The sequence below is a fragment of the Pirellulales bacterium genome (genome assembly GCA_035939775.1).
Taxonomy (GTDB): domain Bacteria; phylum Planctomycetota; class Planctomycetia; order Pirellulales; family DATAWG01; genus DASZFO01.
On record DASZFO010000203.1, the window covers coordinates 1 to 15974 of the forward strand.

Annotated in this window: 8 protein-coding genes; 6 read left to right on the forward strand and 2 right to left on the reverse strand. The window is 60.7% G+C overall.

The features are described 5' to 3' along the window. On the forward strand, nt 1-188 hold a 188-nt coding region (locus tag VGY55_12980), incomplete at its 5' end, for a hypothetical protein (GenBank protein HEV2970878.1). A gap of 7 nt (nt 189-195) precedes the next feature. Here VGY55_12980 and VGY55_12985 read toward each other — a convergent pair. Then, nucleotides 196-363 (reverse strand): hypothetical protein, encoded by a 168-nt coding sequence (locus VGY55_12985; GenBank protein ID HEV2970879.1) that lies wholly within the window; start codon nt 361-363, stop codon nt 196-198. 39 nt (nt 364-402) lie between these two features. Here VGY55_12985 and VGY55_12990 point away from each other — a divergent pair, with 39 nt between their 5' ends. Beyond that, nucleotides 403-1065 (forward strand): hypothetical protein, encoded by a 663-nt coding sequence (locus VGY55_12990; GenBank protein ID HEV2970880.1) that lies wholly within the window; start codon nt 403-405, stop codon nt 1063-1065. A 160-nt stretch (nt 1066-1225) separates the two neighbouring features. Here VGY55_12990 and VGY55_12995 read toward each other — a convergent pair whose 3' ends face one another. Beyond that, a complete protein-coding gene (locus tag VGY55_12995; protein HEV2970881.1) occupies nt 1226-3046 on the reverse strand; it encodes an SMP-30/gluconolactonase/LRE family protein in 1821 nt (606 codons plus the stop codon). 321 nt (nt 3047-3367) lie between these two features. On the opposite strand from VGY55_12995, the gene VGY55_13000 reads away from it, so the two are divergent. The 4 genes from VGY55_13000 to VGY55_13015 form a co-directional block, all read left to right on the forward strand. Further along, nucleotides 3368-3745, forward strand: coding sequence for an STAS domain-containing protein (locus VGY55_13000; protein HEV2970882.1), 378 nt, complete (start codon nt 3368-3370; stop codon nt 3743-3745). Between the two features lie 315 nt (nt 3746-4060). Next, the gene (locus tag VGY55_13005; GenBank protein ID HEV2970883.1) at nt 4061-4711 is read left to right on the forward strand and encodes a sigma-70 family RNA polymerase sigma factor; all 651 of its coding nucleotides are present in this window, start codon (nt 4061-4063) and stop codon (nt 4709-4711) included. A 45-nt stretch (nt 4712-4756) separates the two neighbouring features. Then, complete coding sequence (locus VGY55_13010) at nt 4757-14431, forward strand: VIT domain-containing protein (protein ID HEV2970884.1); 9675 nt, start codon at nt 4757-4759, stop codon at nt 14429-14431. 92 nt (nt 14432-14523) lie between these two features. Beyond that, a partial coding sequence (locus VGY55_13015; GenBank protein ID HEV2970885.1) for a hypothetical protein occupies nt 14524-15974 on the forward strand: 1451 nt, incomplete at its 3' end.

Sequence of the window (15974 nt, forward strand, 5' to 3'; positions counted from 1 at the left end):
CGGGCAACGGCTATCACGACGTCCCCTGGGGCACGGGCGAAAGCAAAGCCGCCGCCATGCTGGCCATGCTCAAGCAAAAGGGCTTCAAAGGCCCGATCGCCATCGAATACGAATACACCTGGGACGTGCCGACACTGCAAAAGTGCGTTGACTTCTTCTACGATCAAGCGAATCAGTTGGCGAAATGAGTCGGCCTTACTGCCGCGCAGCCCCTTTGACCTTCATCTTGAAAGCATACAGTCCCTTGCTCGCCGTGATGAACAAGGTCTGCATCTCGGCGCCGCCGAAGCGGACACTGCCGGTCCGGGCCTCGGGCACGTCGATTTGGGAAAAAAGATGCGGGAAAAGAGGTGATAAGTCCAATTGTTATAATCAATCGCCAAGCAACACGGACGGCAAAGAATGGCAAGCATTAACTCGATCACGTTCGACCTTTCCGACTGCTCCCTGCGAGAGCAAAGCGAGGGCCACCGCGGATGGATGAATTCTCTCCAAGTGGCCCAGAAGCTCCAGTTCCAACCTGGACCGCCCGAATGGCCCTTCGACCTGACCAACCCGATTGGTGCAACTGACTTCTACCGGCGTCAGTGTATGCAGAACGGAGGGGCAGCGCTGTCAATCGAAGTTACCACAGTCACGGGAGCTGAGGCCTTGCTCGGACTTTTCAAGTACCGCGCTCCCATTCCGGGTAGTTTGGCAATGTATTACGTGGGGATTTTGTGGATACCGTTCCAAGAGTGTCGTTTTCAGATCAACGTGGAGGCAATGGAGGTTGGCACGACCGGGACCCGCGAGGCGGCTGTCATGCTCATCCTAGGCGACGCTTGGCCCAAGCCGCGACCGAACACGCTACAGGTGGTGACAAGCTCGAAGGACTTGATTGAGCAACTGGCCCGTACCCCGGTTCGGCGGTTACCTTCGGATGACGAGCAATATGATAAGTCATTTCCTGATCACCCGTTATCCAGGGTGCGGGCGCGGTTAGGCAGGGTGATGGCGACACTGAGGCTTGATTCGGGCGCGCTGTCACTAACGCCGTTTCACATTCCCGTCACGGATTTGTAATGTCTTGATCGCACGTCTTTGGTTGTCGAAGGAAATGGGCGGCCGAAGGAAATGGGGATAAGTCCGAATATGGACAATTGGAGGTACCACCTTTTTCCGTCCCAAAAGTGCGTTGACTTCTTCTACGAGCAGGCGAACTAGTTGGCAAAATAATGCGCCTTTACTGCCGGGCCGCGCCTTTGACCTTCATCTTGAAGGCATACAGTCCCTTGCTCGCCGTGATGAACAAGGTTTGCATGTCAGCGCCGCCGAAGCAGATGTTGCCGGTCCAATTCTCGGGCACGTCGATGTGCTCGATTTGTTTGCCCGACTTGTCGAACACGGTGACGCCCTTGCCGGTGAGATAGACGTTTCCCTGGTCGTCGAGCGTCATGCCGTCCGAGCCGAGTTCGCAGAATAGCCGCTTGTTTTGGAGCGAGCCGTCGGGCTGAATGTCGTAAGCGAAGGTCTTGCCGCCGTCGATATCGGAGACGTAGAGTGTCTTGCCGTCCGGCGTGCCGATGATCCCATTGGGCCGGGTCATGTCGCCACTCACGCGAGTCAGCGTCTTGCCGTCCGGCGCGAGATAGTAGGTGGCTTCCTGATCTTGCTCCTTCGGCCCGCGTTTCCAGTAAGGGCGTTTGTAATAGGGATCGGTGAAATAGGCGCCGCCGTCCGGCCGCACCCAGACGTCGTTCGGGCCGTTCAGCAGCTTACCTTGATAGTCCTTCACCATGACTTCATGCTGGGCAGTGGCGATGTCGATCCGCCACAGCTCATTCTTCTCGTCGGCGCAAGCCCAGAGGGCGTTCTTCGCGTCGAAGCAGAGGCCGTTGGAGCGCCCGGCCGGCTTCAGGAATGTAGAGAGTTCGCCATAGATGTTCCATTTCATGATCCGATCGTTCGGCTGGTCGGTGAAATAAACATTGCCCTGGACATCGACCGACGGACCTTCGGTGAATTCGAATCCGCCGGCGAGTTTTTCGAGCTTCGCGCCCGCGGCGAGGATCGGGCTTTCGACGTGCTCCAATTTCTCCGGCAGGTCCCAGAGCTTGAGCGAATCGGCGTGGCTGCCGATCGCTAGGCGCTTGCCATCGGCCGAGAAGGCGATGCCCCAGATAGATGACTTGAGCGTCGAAGTCGCCTGAAACTGCTTCTTTTCGGCTACGTCCCAGAGCTTGACGGTGTGGTCGAGGCTGCCGGTCGCGAGTAGATTGTTGTCAGTCGGAGAAAAGGCCGCCGTGGTGATCCAATCCTTGTGACCCGAAAGCGTGCCTTGGGGTTTGCCGTCCGGGCTCCAGAGACGCACGTCGCGGTCGGCCCCCGCAGTGGCGAGCAGAGTGCCGCCCTTGCGGAAGGCGATGGTCCAGATAGCGTCTTGGTGTCCTTCGAGCTTGGCTTTCTCGGTCCCTTTTTCGAGGTCCCAGATCTTCGCCAGCTTGTCGCCGCCGGCGGTGGCCAGCGTCTTGCCGTCGGGCGAGATGGCCACGGCGTTGACCGGCCCGGCGTGGGCTTGGATCGTTTTCACGTCGCTGCCGGTTGCGACATCCCAAATGATGACCGTCGTGTCCTCGCTGCCGGAGACGAGCGACTTGCCGTCGGGAGTGAACGCCAGCGCCCGGACCCAATGCTTGTGTTTCTTCAACTCAAGCCGCGGCTTTCCATCGGGCATGTCCCAAAGCTTGATCGCCCCGTCATAGCCGGCGGTGGCCATCGTCCGGCCATCCGGAGAAAAGGCGACCGCCCAGACCGTGGTTCCGTGGCCGTCGAGCGATTGCTTCAGCTTGCCGTCGGCCGGATCCCAAATCTTTACGTCGCCGGGTCGATAGAGCAGCGTTTGCCCACCGACGCTCGCTAGCGATCCATCGAGCGGCGAAAAGGCCACGGCCGTGACCCAATTCGTGAACTGCGGCAGGGTAGGCGGCTCGTCGGCAACCGCCATCGCCCGAGTTGAATGCAGGACCACCAAACTCAAGGCCAATCGCGAAAAAGACCATAACATGAACTTGACCTCCGAGCTACGCATTCTCAGGATTCCTCGACAAGGCAGGCTTATAGTATAGCCACACTGAATTTGCGGGGCAGCAGTCGGCGCGACGAACTGCATGAGAACCCCTCACAAAACCGCCTGGGAGAAGGGGACAGTCCCCAGTTTTTGCTCCGCGGACTGCGCAAAAATGGGGACAGTCCCCGGCGGTTTTATGAGGGGTTCTAAAATGATTTGCCAGACTCTTCCCTGCCAATGAGCGGCAAGTTAGACTCGCAGTTGACGTTCCGCGTCGAACGTATGCCGTCCCCCGTTTAATTGGACTCAGGTGTCGAAATGTCTCAGCTCAATATCGCCGACAGAGACGACGTGGTCATGGTCACGTTCACGAACTTCAAGATCCTCGATGAATCGGTGATCCGGAACATCGGCGCCGAGTTCGACAAGCTGACGACCGAGGCCGCGGCGGAGCGCAAGCTGCTCTTGAACTTCGATCGCGTCACGTTCATGTCGTCGGCCATGATCGGCCAGATCATGAAGCTCTACAAGAAGGCCAAGGCCGACGGAATTGCGCTCAAGCTCTGCTGCATCGATCCCACGATCATGGAAGTCTTCAAGATCACCCGGCTGGATAAGCTGTTGGACATTCGCAAGACTGAGGCCGACGCGATCGCGGCCTTCGGCCCGCCGCGCAAAAGCTGGCTTGGGAAATAGCGAGAATCTTGTCGATCGGTTGGCGCTGTCGTCGCGCCAGTCGTACCAGATCGACACGTTGGCGCCTTCCGAAAGCTTAACGAGCCATTGCCGCGGGAGCATTTGCCTTTCCGCGTCTCATCGCGCGCCCGCCAGCCACTCTTGGTTTGCGAGCCGGCCGAATTGCCCCACTCGCCGGAGAGGATCGGGATTTTCTTGCCGGCCGGGGCGTATCTCTCGATCAGTTCACAGTTTTTCCGGAATTCTGCGACACTTGGTGGCGTCTCAACGGCAAGTAATTAACAGAACGTCTGATTGAACAATCGAGACGGCTCCTTGCTGGACGAATACGAACAACTTGCCGTCATTCACGGCCTTTGCCGCGGCAGCCGTGAATCCTGGGCCAAACTGTACGACGCGTACAGCGCGGATGTCTGGCGATATGTTGCGAGGATGCTGGGTCCCGACGCGGGGGCCGTGGCCGATGTCGTGCAAGAGACGTTCATGGAGGCCGCCCGGACGGCGGCCGGTTTCGACGGCAATCGCGGGACCCTTTGGGCCTGGCTGACCGGCATTGCCCACCACCGAGTGGCGGCCTATTGGAGGCAAGCTCAGAGGTCCGCAAACCTGCGGAAGCTGATCGAAGCTAGGGCGCCGGAAATTCAGCGACTCTTCGAGAGCACGGAGTTATCCGAAGCCCCGTGGCAACGCCGAGAACTGGCCGAATTGGTGCGGAGCGTGCTGGCCGAATTGCCGGCGGACTACGCGGCGCTGTTGACCGCCAAATACCTCAATGAGCGAAGCCTCGCGCAAATATCGGAACAATCGGGCGGATCGACCGACGCCGTCAAATCGAAATTGGCTCGAGCCAGACGCGAATTCCGTGCAAAGTTCGAGCGACTGACGAAAGCATCGCCCGTTTGCGCGGAGCCAGAAAATCCCGGAGCCATTCCCCCACTTCCTCCGGTTCGCGAGCGAACCGGCTAACGAGAGCGCTTTGCCGCTTCAACCATTCGCAGTATTCGTTCTTCCATGACCGACGAACAATCCAATGATCGCGACGAGCCGCAGCTTCGTTTGATCCTGCGCGCGCTCGACGCCGACGCGATTCCGCCAGATCAAGCGATGCTCGAATCTCTTCGCGCTCGCACGCAGAAGTTGTTCGACGAAAGCGCCGCCGTGGAGCGAGTCGTCATACCGGAAACCGAACAAGGATTATCCGCCCTAGCGACCCCTAACCGATCGAGACATCGCATGATCGCGCTCGCAGTACGTGGATTCATCGCAGTTGCCGGCCTGGCTGCTGCGGTCGCAGTTTGTTTGAATGTGATTCCACCCGGCCGCCTGAGCGGCGCGATGCGCTTCTCCGGCGTTCTCGAGCGACTGCGCAGCCAGCAGACGCTCGAGCTGCGAGTGACGAAGGAAGGCCGGTCCGCGGAGGTCTGGATTCGGGCGCCGGGATCCGTGCGGTGGGAGGATTCTCCGCAGCGCTACCGCATCGCGACCGGTTCGCGACTTTGGAAAATCGACGAGGTCGCCAATACGGTCTCCACCGGCGATTCCCCCTGGTTCATCGGCCCCAAGCAACAGGTTGATCTGCTGGGATTGCTCGATGTCGGGATCAAGGATTCCACTCCACTCCTGACCGCCCGGCCGGTCGATCGCGCGGAGTACGACGGGCACGATTGCGTTGTCTATCGCGTCGATCTGGCGGCCCAGGAGGGCCGTGTGCAGATCGCCGCTTTTGCTGACGAGCGGTCGAAGCAGTTAGTCGGAATCGTCGCTCAGCCGGCCGGCGCGCCGGCCGCCGGCCCGCCGCTGGCCGAGCTGCGGCTGGTGGCCATGAATGCGCCGGTTGACGAATCGAAATTCGTGGTCGCCAAGTCGCTGACCGACGACGGACGGATTGGCAAGGTGAGCGATGCGCAAGGGGTCGTCGTCGTCCGGCCGGCGCTTTCACAGCGCTGGACTCCGGTTTGCCGCGAGATGCAGCTTCGCGCCGGAGATTGGCTGCGAACCGACATCCGCGGTGCGAACGCCGTCAAGGCCCGACTCTCCTCCGAGGTCGAGCTGACTCTGGGCCCCGGCACGCTCGTCGAGTGCATCTCGCCGGCGCTCGCGCGACTGCACACCGGCGAGGTGCAGGTGAGCCTGCCCAGGCAGGATCACGCCGTGTTCGAGTTGCTCGCTCCTCGCGTGGGGAACCAAAAGTTCACGGATGCCGGCAAATCGCTCTTCCGCATCGATCGCGATGAAAAACTCGTCGTTGTGAAGGAGCGGCCGAAGTGGTTGGCCGGATTTGAAGGCACATCCAGCGACGAATCGCTCGGTTCGTTGATCGTGAATCTGCCGGACGTCGGCAATCAGCCCCTGGCGGTCGGCTATCACAAAGTGAGCGTCGAAATCCGCGACCAGATCGCCCGGACGACCATTGAAGAGTCGTTCGTGAATCACACCCAGGCACGGCTCGAAGGCGTGTTTTATTTCCCCTTGCCGCACGACGCCTCGATCAGCGATTTCGGGATGTGGATCGGCAACAATCTGGTTGAGGCCGACGTCGTCGAAAAGCAGCGGGCGCGCGAAATCTATGAAACTATCCTGCGCGAGCGGCGCGATCCGGGGCTGCTCGAATGGACGGGCGGCAATATCTTCAAGGCCCGCGTGTTTCCCATCGAGGCCCAATCGGAAAAGCGGATCAAGATCGTCTACACCCAGGTGCTGCCGCTGCGCGCGAATCGCTATCGCTACAGCTACGGCCTGCGGAGCGAATTGCTTCGCACCAAACCGCTGCGGGAATTGTCGCTGACGGTGACCGTCAATTCGGCGCTGCCGCTCAAGAGCGTCACTTGCCCGACGCATTCGGCCCGCATCGAACACACGGACCATTCGGCGCAGGTCGCGTTTGTCGCGCAAGAATACATTCCAACTCGCGACTTCGAGGTCGTCTGCGAGATCGATGGCCGGCAGTCGGATGTCGTCGTGGTTCCTCATCGCCGCGGCGACGATGGCTACTTCATGGTGCAGTTGACGCCACCGGCGCCCGAGGGGAACTGGCAGCGCGAACTCGTGGCCGACGGCAAGCCGCTCGAATTGGTGCTGCTCTGCGACACGTCCGCCTCGATGGATAGCGAGAAGCGAAAGCAGCAGGCCGAGTTCGTGGCCACGATTCTTTCGTCGCTAGGCGAAAAGGACCGATTTTGGCTGGCGGCCGCGGATGTCGGGACCGTTTGGGCCTCCATGGAACCGCAGTCGCCAACCGCCGAGAACATCGCCAAGGCACGCGACTTTCTCGACCATCGGTTGTCGCTCGGCTGGACGAACTTGGAGCAGGCATTCGAGGCCGTATTGAAAAAGGCGCCCGCCGGTGCGCAAGTGATTTACATTGGCGATGGGATTGTCACCGCGGGCGAAGCCGATCCCGATAACTTCGTCAAGCGCCTGGGCCAACTGGTGGATCGTTCCCAGCCGGCGTTCGAACAGCCCGGCCGCGTCTTCCACGCGGTCACGGTCGGCAATTCCTTCGAGTCCACCGTGCTCAAGGCTATTGCCGCCGTCGGCGGCGGCTCGGTTCGGAGCATCGGCGGCGAGCAGACGCCGCAGTCCGTCGCGCTCGAATTGCTCAAAGAGATTTCCGAGCCGGGGCTGCGCGATCTGAACGTCGAATTCCGTGGCCTTAAGGTTGCGGCCGTCTATCCCGAGCGGCTTCCCAACTTGGCCGCCGGCACGCAGCAGATTCTCGTCGGGCGTTATCTACCGACCGGCAAAGATCAACAAGGAGAGATTGTCGTCACGGGGCATCGCGGCTCCGAACCGGTGCGCTATGCCGCGAAAGTCGATCTCAAGGAGGCGGAAGCGGGCAACTCCTTCATCCCGCGATTGTGGGCGCGGGCGCATCTCGATCATTTACTGGCCCAGGGGCAAAGTGAGGCCGTGCGCGATCAGATCATCGCGCTTTCCGAAGAGTTCCACATCATGACGCCATACACGTCGCTCCTAGTGCTCGAGACCGACGCCGATCGGGAGCGGTTTGGCGTCAAACGGCGGTTCGCGATGCGCGACGGCGAGAAATTCTTCGCCGCCGGGCGTGACAACGCCAACTTTGAACTCACGCAGCAGCAGATGAAGCGAGCCGGCGATTGGCGGCTCGGGTTGCGGCGGCAAATGCTGGCCAACCTCGCGCGCCTCGGCCGCGACTCGCAAATGTTCCAGCGGCAAGCCCAAGTGCTGCGGCAAGAGTATGAACGGTCCGGCGGCGTGGCCGGCGGGGGAGGTGTCGGCGGCGGCTTTGGCCCGGCAAGCGGAACGACCACTCGATGGATTGATTCCGGCGGGTCGGGATCGATTGCTCCCTTTAGCATGAACCTTCCGCTCGTCGTCGAGGGCGCGACTACTTACGACGGCACGACGGTTCTTTCCGGCGGGCGGCTCCTTCTAGGCGATTCGTACGTCGCCGGAGACAGCGAAGCATTGCAATGGAGCATGTCTGGTCGCGGAATGGTCAACAGAAAGTTGCGCGGCCTCGACGACTTTGACGGGGCGGCGTTCAACGATGAAGAACTTGATGTTGGACTTAAGGCTAAGCTCGAGGTGGAAAGCGACGTGGACGAACTCTCCGAGCGTGAAACCGATTTCAAGCAGAATGAATTCGCCGGCGAGGCAATGCCTGTGGATGACACGGAGTTGATCGACAGCCGCACTGCGTTAGGTGGGAGACTTTGGGGCGCGCAATCCATAAATGGCGGCTGGGCCGCGGAATCCGCTGGACTGACGCCCTTGAACGGGCCCATGAGCTACACGCTTAACGGTCGAATTCCCGACTACTCACCTGGCAAACCGTTCTACTTCGCGAGTCACGGCTACGAGCCGAACTACACGGCCTGGCTGGACACGCTCTTCCCGACACTCCTGCCGCCGACTCGAACGCCGGAGAAGCCGCCGAAGCAGCCGGAGAGCTGGTCACCGGAAGCGATCGCTTTGGTCAACAACCTGCTGCGAACTGAATCGCTCAAGAAGCTCGAGGGCGGGATCGAGCTGCGCACCATCTCGGAGACCTTCGATCCGCGCTGGAAGCGGCGATCGTCGCGGCATAGCGATCTGGCATTGTATTCGCCTACGGGTTGGTTGACCCACACGCTCGACTTGGATGCGCAAACGATCATCAACTTCTGTAATGCCAAGGAGCGCGGCGTATTCTCGCTCTCGCTCTTGCTCGGGCGGACGCGGAAATCGGTTGAGCGCGATTTGACCGATCTACCGCTGTCACTGAGCGATTGGTCGCTGTCGCCGCTCAATGAAGCCTATCGAGGTTACGAGGCGAAAGTTTCAAACGTGGACGAGGAACACCGAGCCACGCTCATCCTCAAGGCCAAGGGATCGGAAGTCGAACAACGTTTTCTGATTGACACAGCGCGGCATGTGTTGGTCAAGATCGAAACCTTCGATCAGAGCAAGTTGACTGGCAGCATCGTTTTCACCGATTTTACTGAGATCGCCGGATCGTGGTGGGCCCGGCGCGTGACGACCACCGATTCCAAAGGACGAACCATCGCCGAGACCACGCTCGACGTTGCCGTTCTTGCTCCTGCCAAATTCGCCGATCGAATCGACGCCGAGCTTGCAGTGAATTCCCATGTCCAATTCCTGAACTTGCCGTTCGTGAAATTCAAGGACGCGCGGCAGAGGGGTGCCGATGGCTCGGCCGGATTTGACGACCGGATCGTGATGATGCTCCACGACGCCTCGCTCCAGCAATGGGACGAATTGCTCGAGCACCTGAGTGCCGTTGAGAAGGCTGCCATCGACAAGCCGGGCCTTCGCTGGCTGCGAACCGTCGTGATTCAGACCGTTCGGCGAAATGAAGAAGCCCGCCAGCGAATGCTCGGCGAGGCCCGCCAACTTGCCGAGAAGAAACAGCAGGATGAACTGTATCTGACCGGATTCCTGCTCGGGCAGGCCCAGGGAGTGACGAGTCCGGCCGAGTACCTCCAGTTCGTCGAATTGCTCAAGCCGGTCTACGACCGCCAGCCCGATGAACTCGATGCCAAATCGCGCTGGCAAGAGGAATTGGCCGGCACGTACGATCGGCTCGGCCGCAACGACGACGCGCTCGCGCTCAAGCGGACCTTGGCAGAACGGGCGCCGTGGGATGTGAACAAGCAGACGGACTATGCTCGCCGGCTGATGCAGGCCGGTCAAGCGGACGCCGCCTACGACTGGCTGAAAAAGCAACTCGATCGCCCCGAGGAGCGCGACCATTCCGAAGACGAATCGCTGCGCACTGCTTACGCCGATCTCAATCGCGGCCAAGCCCGCTGGGAAGATTTGCTTCGTTTTACGACGAAGTGGATTGATCGCAAGCCCGAGTATCAGTCGGCCTACCTCCAACACATCTCGGCACTCATCTACAACAATCAGCTCGACGCGGCGAACGCTCTGGCCCGGCAGTGGCTTAAAGACGCTCAAATCGAAGGCAAGCTCTCCGCCGATCAGGAGGCGCGGCTGGACGCGGCCATCAGTTTCGCGCAGGGCAATGCGTACAATCTGTCGTTCTATCGACTCGATCCAAAATGGTTCGAGCCATTGGCCGAGGCGGCGCGGTTCTTCGCCCGCCGCAAGGAGCGCTTCGGCATCGTGGGCCGAATCACCGATTATCGTTTCACCGAGAGCGATGCGTACGATCGGCTCCGTGGCTTCTTCTTGGGAATGCTCGAAACCGACCTGGCCAATCTCACGCCGGAACAGATCAATTCGCTGGTGGGCTGGACGCTCTCGGGCCGAATCGAGTTGGCCCAGCCGCTCGACGGCCGACGACAGTTGAATGCGTCCGAGATTCCCGAGGGCGTTTGGCGAAAGATCGCAGGGCAACTCTATCGCCGCTGGAAGCAAACCGAGACTAAGTCCGGCGACAATGACAAGCATTTGTTGGGTGAGGCCCTGCGGACGATCGATGCGATCCGATTCAACGACACCGAGCTGCTGCCGTTCCTCCGCGAGCGAATCGCGTCGGCGAGCGTGGAACTGAAACCATCGTACATCGCGGCGCTGTTCGACACGCTGTTGACTCGGAAATGGACCGACGAGATCGAGCGCGAGGCATTCTCGCAAATGCGCGAGTTATCGGATGCCGAAGAGCCGGCCGACCGGCTCCTGGTGGAAGTGCCGGCTTTGTATCGATTGGTCGATAGCATGTTGGCCAATCGTCAGGCCGCCGCCGAGCAGAAATTGCACGACCGCGGCGAAGTGGACAAACTCACGCGCACGGAGTTGGCGAAAAAGCGGACTGAGATTCGCAATGCCGCCCGGCAAGGCCTGGCCGCCCGGTTGGCCGGCGATGCGGCAAAGGAAATGGGACCGCTGGCGCCTTGGCTGCGGATCGAGCGGGCCTATCTTGACGTCCAACTGGATCAGAATCTGGCCGACGTTGAAGCCGAATGCTGGAAGATTCTCGGCGAAGCGCCGCCGAAGCAGGTTCGCGACGCTGAGGCGAGTGAAGAGCTGTCAGACGCGCAGCTTCGGCAGCAGTTCTTCGACGCGCTGCTGCGGCAGCGGACGTTTGTCACGGTAATGAACTTGGCGGCCCGAAAAAACGCTCCGCCGACAGCCATCGATCGTCTACTCAAATATGTTGATGCTGGGATCGCTCTCGGCGGCGACATGGCTGCGCCTTGGAGGAATACGAAGTTTCAACTGCTGATCGCCTTGGACCGGCCCGACGAGCTGGAGCGCGCATTGCGCGAGTGGATTCGCGCCGACGTAAGCACAGCCCCTTGGCGAAAGGCATTGGCCATGCTGCTGGGCGAACGTGGCAAATTCGACGAGGCAATCAGCCTGTTCGAGGCGTCCGAGAAGGACCATCTTCTCACGGCCGCCGACTATCGGACGTTGGCCGATTGGTACATGATCTCCAGCCGCCGTGACGCCTACGAGCGGTCGCGGATCGAGGCGTTCAAGTTGGTGCCGGAGCAGTATTTGGCCAACCGATTCTACGGCGTCCGCAACCGCTGGCTGCAAACCGATCGGCCGCTGCCGAGCGAGTTGGACGACAACACGCTCTTCGCCTTCCGCGCGCTTTTCGAAAAGTCGGCCAATCCGGAAAACTATCTCGGGCAGCTTCGTGACCTGTATGCTGCCTGCCGCGATTTTCGCCTGTTGCAGATGCTCCCCGACGCCGTCGTGGGCCGTTCGCCGCAGCAAATCTACGCATTCCTGGAAAACCTGCGAAGCCAGGTGCTCGCCGAGTTGCACAACGAAGCAACCGCCGACGAAATCACTGCGCGGATCAAGAAGCTGCGCGAAGGGAAGCTGACGCCGACTGATCTGCGGGCGCTCGATCTCACGGAGGCCCTCGTCGAGCGGCGAGCCTCCGAGGTGCTCAATCAGCCTGGGCCGCACGTCGCTGCCTGCCTGGCGGCGCTACGGCGCGCGTTCGATCGCCAGTGGGGCGAAAGCGAGCCGCGGATGATGGCCGGCTTCCTGCGAAATCTCGAGACCCTGCACGATCCGAAGTTGGTTGACGAGCAAATCCGCGAGCTGCGTGCGCTCGCCGACATGGCGCCGGCCGCCAGCCGCGACCATCTGCTGATCACGAACGATCTGTGCAATTTGCTGTTCTGGTCGTACGGTCGCCGCGACGAGGCGATTGAGCAAATGGAAACCGAGGTTCACGGCTACGAGCAGGCGCACGGCGGCGCGTGGCCTTATGAAGACGACGAGGTGCTGGGCAGCTACGTGGCGCTCTTCGAAGGCGCGCATCGCCATGCGGCCGGAGAGGCGATCTTGCTCAAGCATCTCGCTAAACTGAAGCAAGAGCAGCAACGAGTTTGGCTCCAAGATCGGCTCTTGCAGCTTTATAACAACGCCTTGGACCAAGACGGCGAGGCGACGCTCGGCAAGGGAAATCAACTGTTCTTACAGATCGTCGCGGAGGGATTCAAGCGAATCGATGCGGCCGCGGATGAGAACGTCCGTTACAACATCGTAAGCAGTTTGACGAACACCTTCGACATCGCCCAGCGCCATAAGCTCAAGGACGCCCCGGAACAAGTCCGTAGGTTCGCATTCGACATCCTTCCGGCGATTCTCAGGCGGCAGCAAGGACAATACCAGAACACGGCCGTCACTCCGCTGCGAGTCATCGAAGCCACGCTTGGGCCTAAGGCGGCGCTCCAGTACGTCGTGGAGCGCATGGAGCAATATCCGCAATGGCTCGAAGCGACTTGGAACGGCGGCTGGACGACGTTCGGCAACGAACTGGCCCGGTTGCGCGAAGCTGCAACCAACTCCAAGGAGAAAATCGAAGACCTTGAGCCCCGCGTGCTCAAACTTACCATCCGCGAACTCAAGCGCGATCTGCTGACCGAGGATCGCCGCAATCTTGCGATCTACTACATCGGCTACACGTATTTCTGGGCGGCCAAAGCCGGCGATTTCGCCAACGCGGCGAACGAAGTCTATCAGGATCACAAGTCCTCCGGCCGCCGCGTGGTCTACATCGCTAACTATCTTAGGAACGGACTCCTCTTGAAAACTCGCCCCATCGAAATCTTGCTCGTAGCACAAAAGGACGGCGTACTCGATGAATCGGGCCAAGTGCAGTTGGTCGATCACTTGCAGCAAGCAAGTCGCTTTGGCGAGTCGATTCCCGTTTTGGAACCGCTCGTCAAGGACCATCCCGACGCGATGCAATACCGCACGCGGCTTATGGCGGCCTATCATCGCACCCATCGGCACGACCAGCTCACGGACCTCGTCAAGCAAACGGCCGAGCACTTCCACAAGGAAGGGCGTTGGACGGAGGGGAACATCGCCGAGTTTGGCCGGGGATGCCTCGATTGCAATCTGCTCGATCAGGCGGTTGGCTACTACCTAGAATCCATTTCCCTGCATCAGCGCAGCAATCCGGCCAGCGGCGTGGGCGACGCTACGCTCTCCGGCATGTATCAACAACTGGCCGAGGCCCAATCGCAGCTCGGCCACACGAAGGAGGCTGTCGAGGCCGCCTCGGGAGCGATCGTTTCCTGGGGGCCGCGGCAAAACGAGCGCCGCGATGCGCTCAACAAGCTCAACCAAGTGCTGGCCAATGCAAAGGATTTGGACGCCTATGTCCGCGGGCTCGATGAACAATCGGCCAAGACCGGCCAAGACAGCGCGATCGTGCGAAAGGCGATCGGCCAGACTTACCAGTCGCACCGGGACTTCGCAAAGGCCACTGCCCAGTTCCAATTAGCGATCCTGCTTCAACCAACGGATGCCGAAGCTCACCAGGCGCTCATCGCCTGCTACGACGCAACGGACAGAAAGCCCGAGGCGACGTTGCAGCTTCTCGCCCTCATCGACCTCGACCCGCATAACCTGCCCCTGTATCAGCAGCTTGCCGAACGCCTCAAGAACGACGAGCCCGAGGCGGAACGTGCGGCCACCTCGATCATCGAAGCCGGCCCCCACGAAGCCGAGAATCAAGCGGTAATGGCCGAGCTGCGGCAGAAGCAAGGGCGCTGGAACGAAGCCATTCCACACTGGGAGGAGGCCGCCAAGCTGCGACGGCTCGAGCCGACGAATCTGATCAAGCTGGCCGAGGCCGAGCTTCACGCGAAACAATTGGACGCTGCGCGGCGGTCGATCGAACGGCTTCAGAAGACCGATTGGCCCTCGAGGTTCAACAACGTCAATAACGATGTCCGCCGACTCCAAAGCCAGTTGCCGAAATAGACCCCTCCAAATGCTGGACACTGACGGAGGCGCAAATTACACTGCCTGAGGTTTGCGCCCGCGAGTTCGATGCCCCGCTGAGGAGTCGGCTAATGAAGCGAACACCTTGGATTATTCTGGCTGCGGTCGGCAATGCCGCGGCAGTTGTCGCCGCAACGCTCTTTCTTTATAGCGCGGCTCGCGGCGCGACGACCGATTCTTGGATGACCGGTGGCGGCGGCGACTGGTCGAATCCGGCCAATTGGAACCCCCGGCTGCCGGGGTCCGGCGCGGGCACGAACGACGACGCGCAGAATCTCCTGGCCGGCGCCCCGATCAGCTTCAACACCTCCGCGACAGTTAACAGCTTTTTCAGCCAGTCGAGCGGCTTCAATCTGGTGGGCGGCGTGCTGTCCGGCTCGCAAGCCAACTCGGCCAGCGCGGTGCAGGTGAATGGTGATCTCTCGGTGAACGGCGGCGAACTCAGCAATCTCACGATCGCTCAGGGCGTGGGCGGCAGCGTGACATTTGCCAGCAACGGCGGCGACTTTTTCAGCGGCGTCGTCGCGGCCGCTGACCTCACGTTCAGCAACAGCGATTACCTTCTGCTGTTCAACGCCAATTCCGCCCATAACATTGCGATGACGAACGTGGGCAATGGCATTCGCTTTAACGATGGCAACGCCAGCCTGACACTGACCGGAACGTTTCACGGCTACGGCGCAACCTTCAACAACGGCGGCGGCGGAACGCTTATCGACAACGGCACGATCTCCGCCGACTCCGCCGGCAATACGCTGGCGATCAACAACACGAACCTCACCGGCGGCGGCGTGCTGGAAGCCAAGATCGGCGGCGTCCTCTCGATCGGCGCAGTCATCAACGGCAGCGGCTTGCAGGTCCACGTCGACGGCAATCCCGGCAGCGTCGTACTCATCAATGGCGGCGCGGTGACCGGCACGATCGGCGCGAGCACGGGCACCGGGCTGAGCTTCGCCAACAACGGCAACAACTACATCTCGAACGCCACGATCGCCAGCGACCTTACGTTTGGCGAGGGCGGATATGCCCTGCTGTACAACGCCAACTCGGAGAGCGGCAATATCAACGTGGCCAGTATGAGCAACGGCATTCGGTTTAACGACAGCAACGCCAGCCTGACGTTGACGGGCATGCTCCACGGCTACGGCGCCACCTTCAACAACGGCGGCGGCGGCACGCTGGTCGATAACGGCACGATCTCCGCTGATTCGGCCGGCAATACGCTGGCGATCAACAACACGAACCTCACCGGCAGCGGCGTGTTGGAGGCCAAGAACGGCGGCATTCTGTCGATTGGCGCAATCATCAACGGCAGCGGGTTGCAGGTGCATGTCGACAACAACCCCGATAGCGTGGCGGAAATCAACGGCGGCGCCGTCACCGGCACGCTCGGTGCCAGCACGGGCACGGGGCTGAGCTTTGCCGCGAACGGCAACAACTACATCTCGAACGCCACGATCGCCAGCGACTTGACCTTCGGCCAGGGCGGATACGCGCTCGTGTACAACGCCAATTCGGTTAG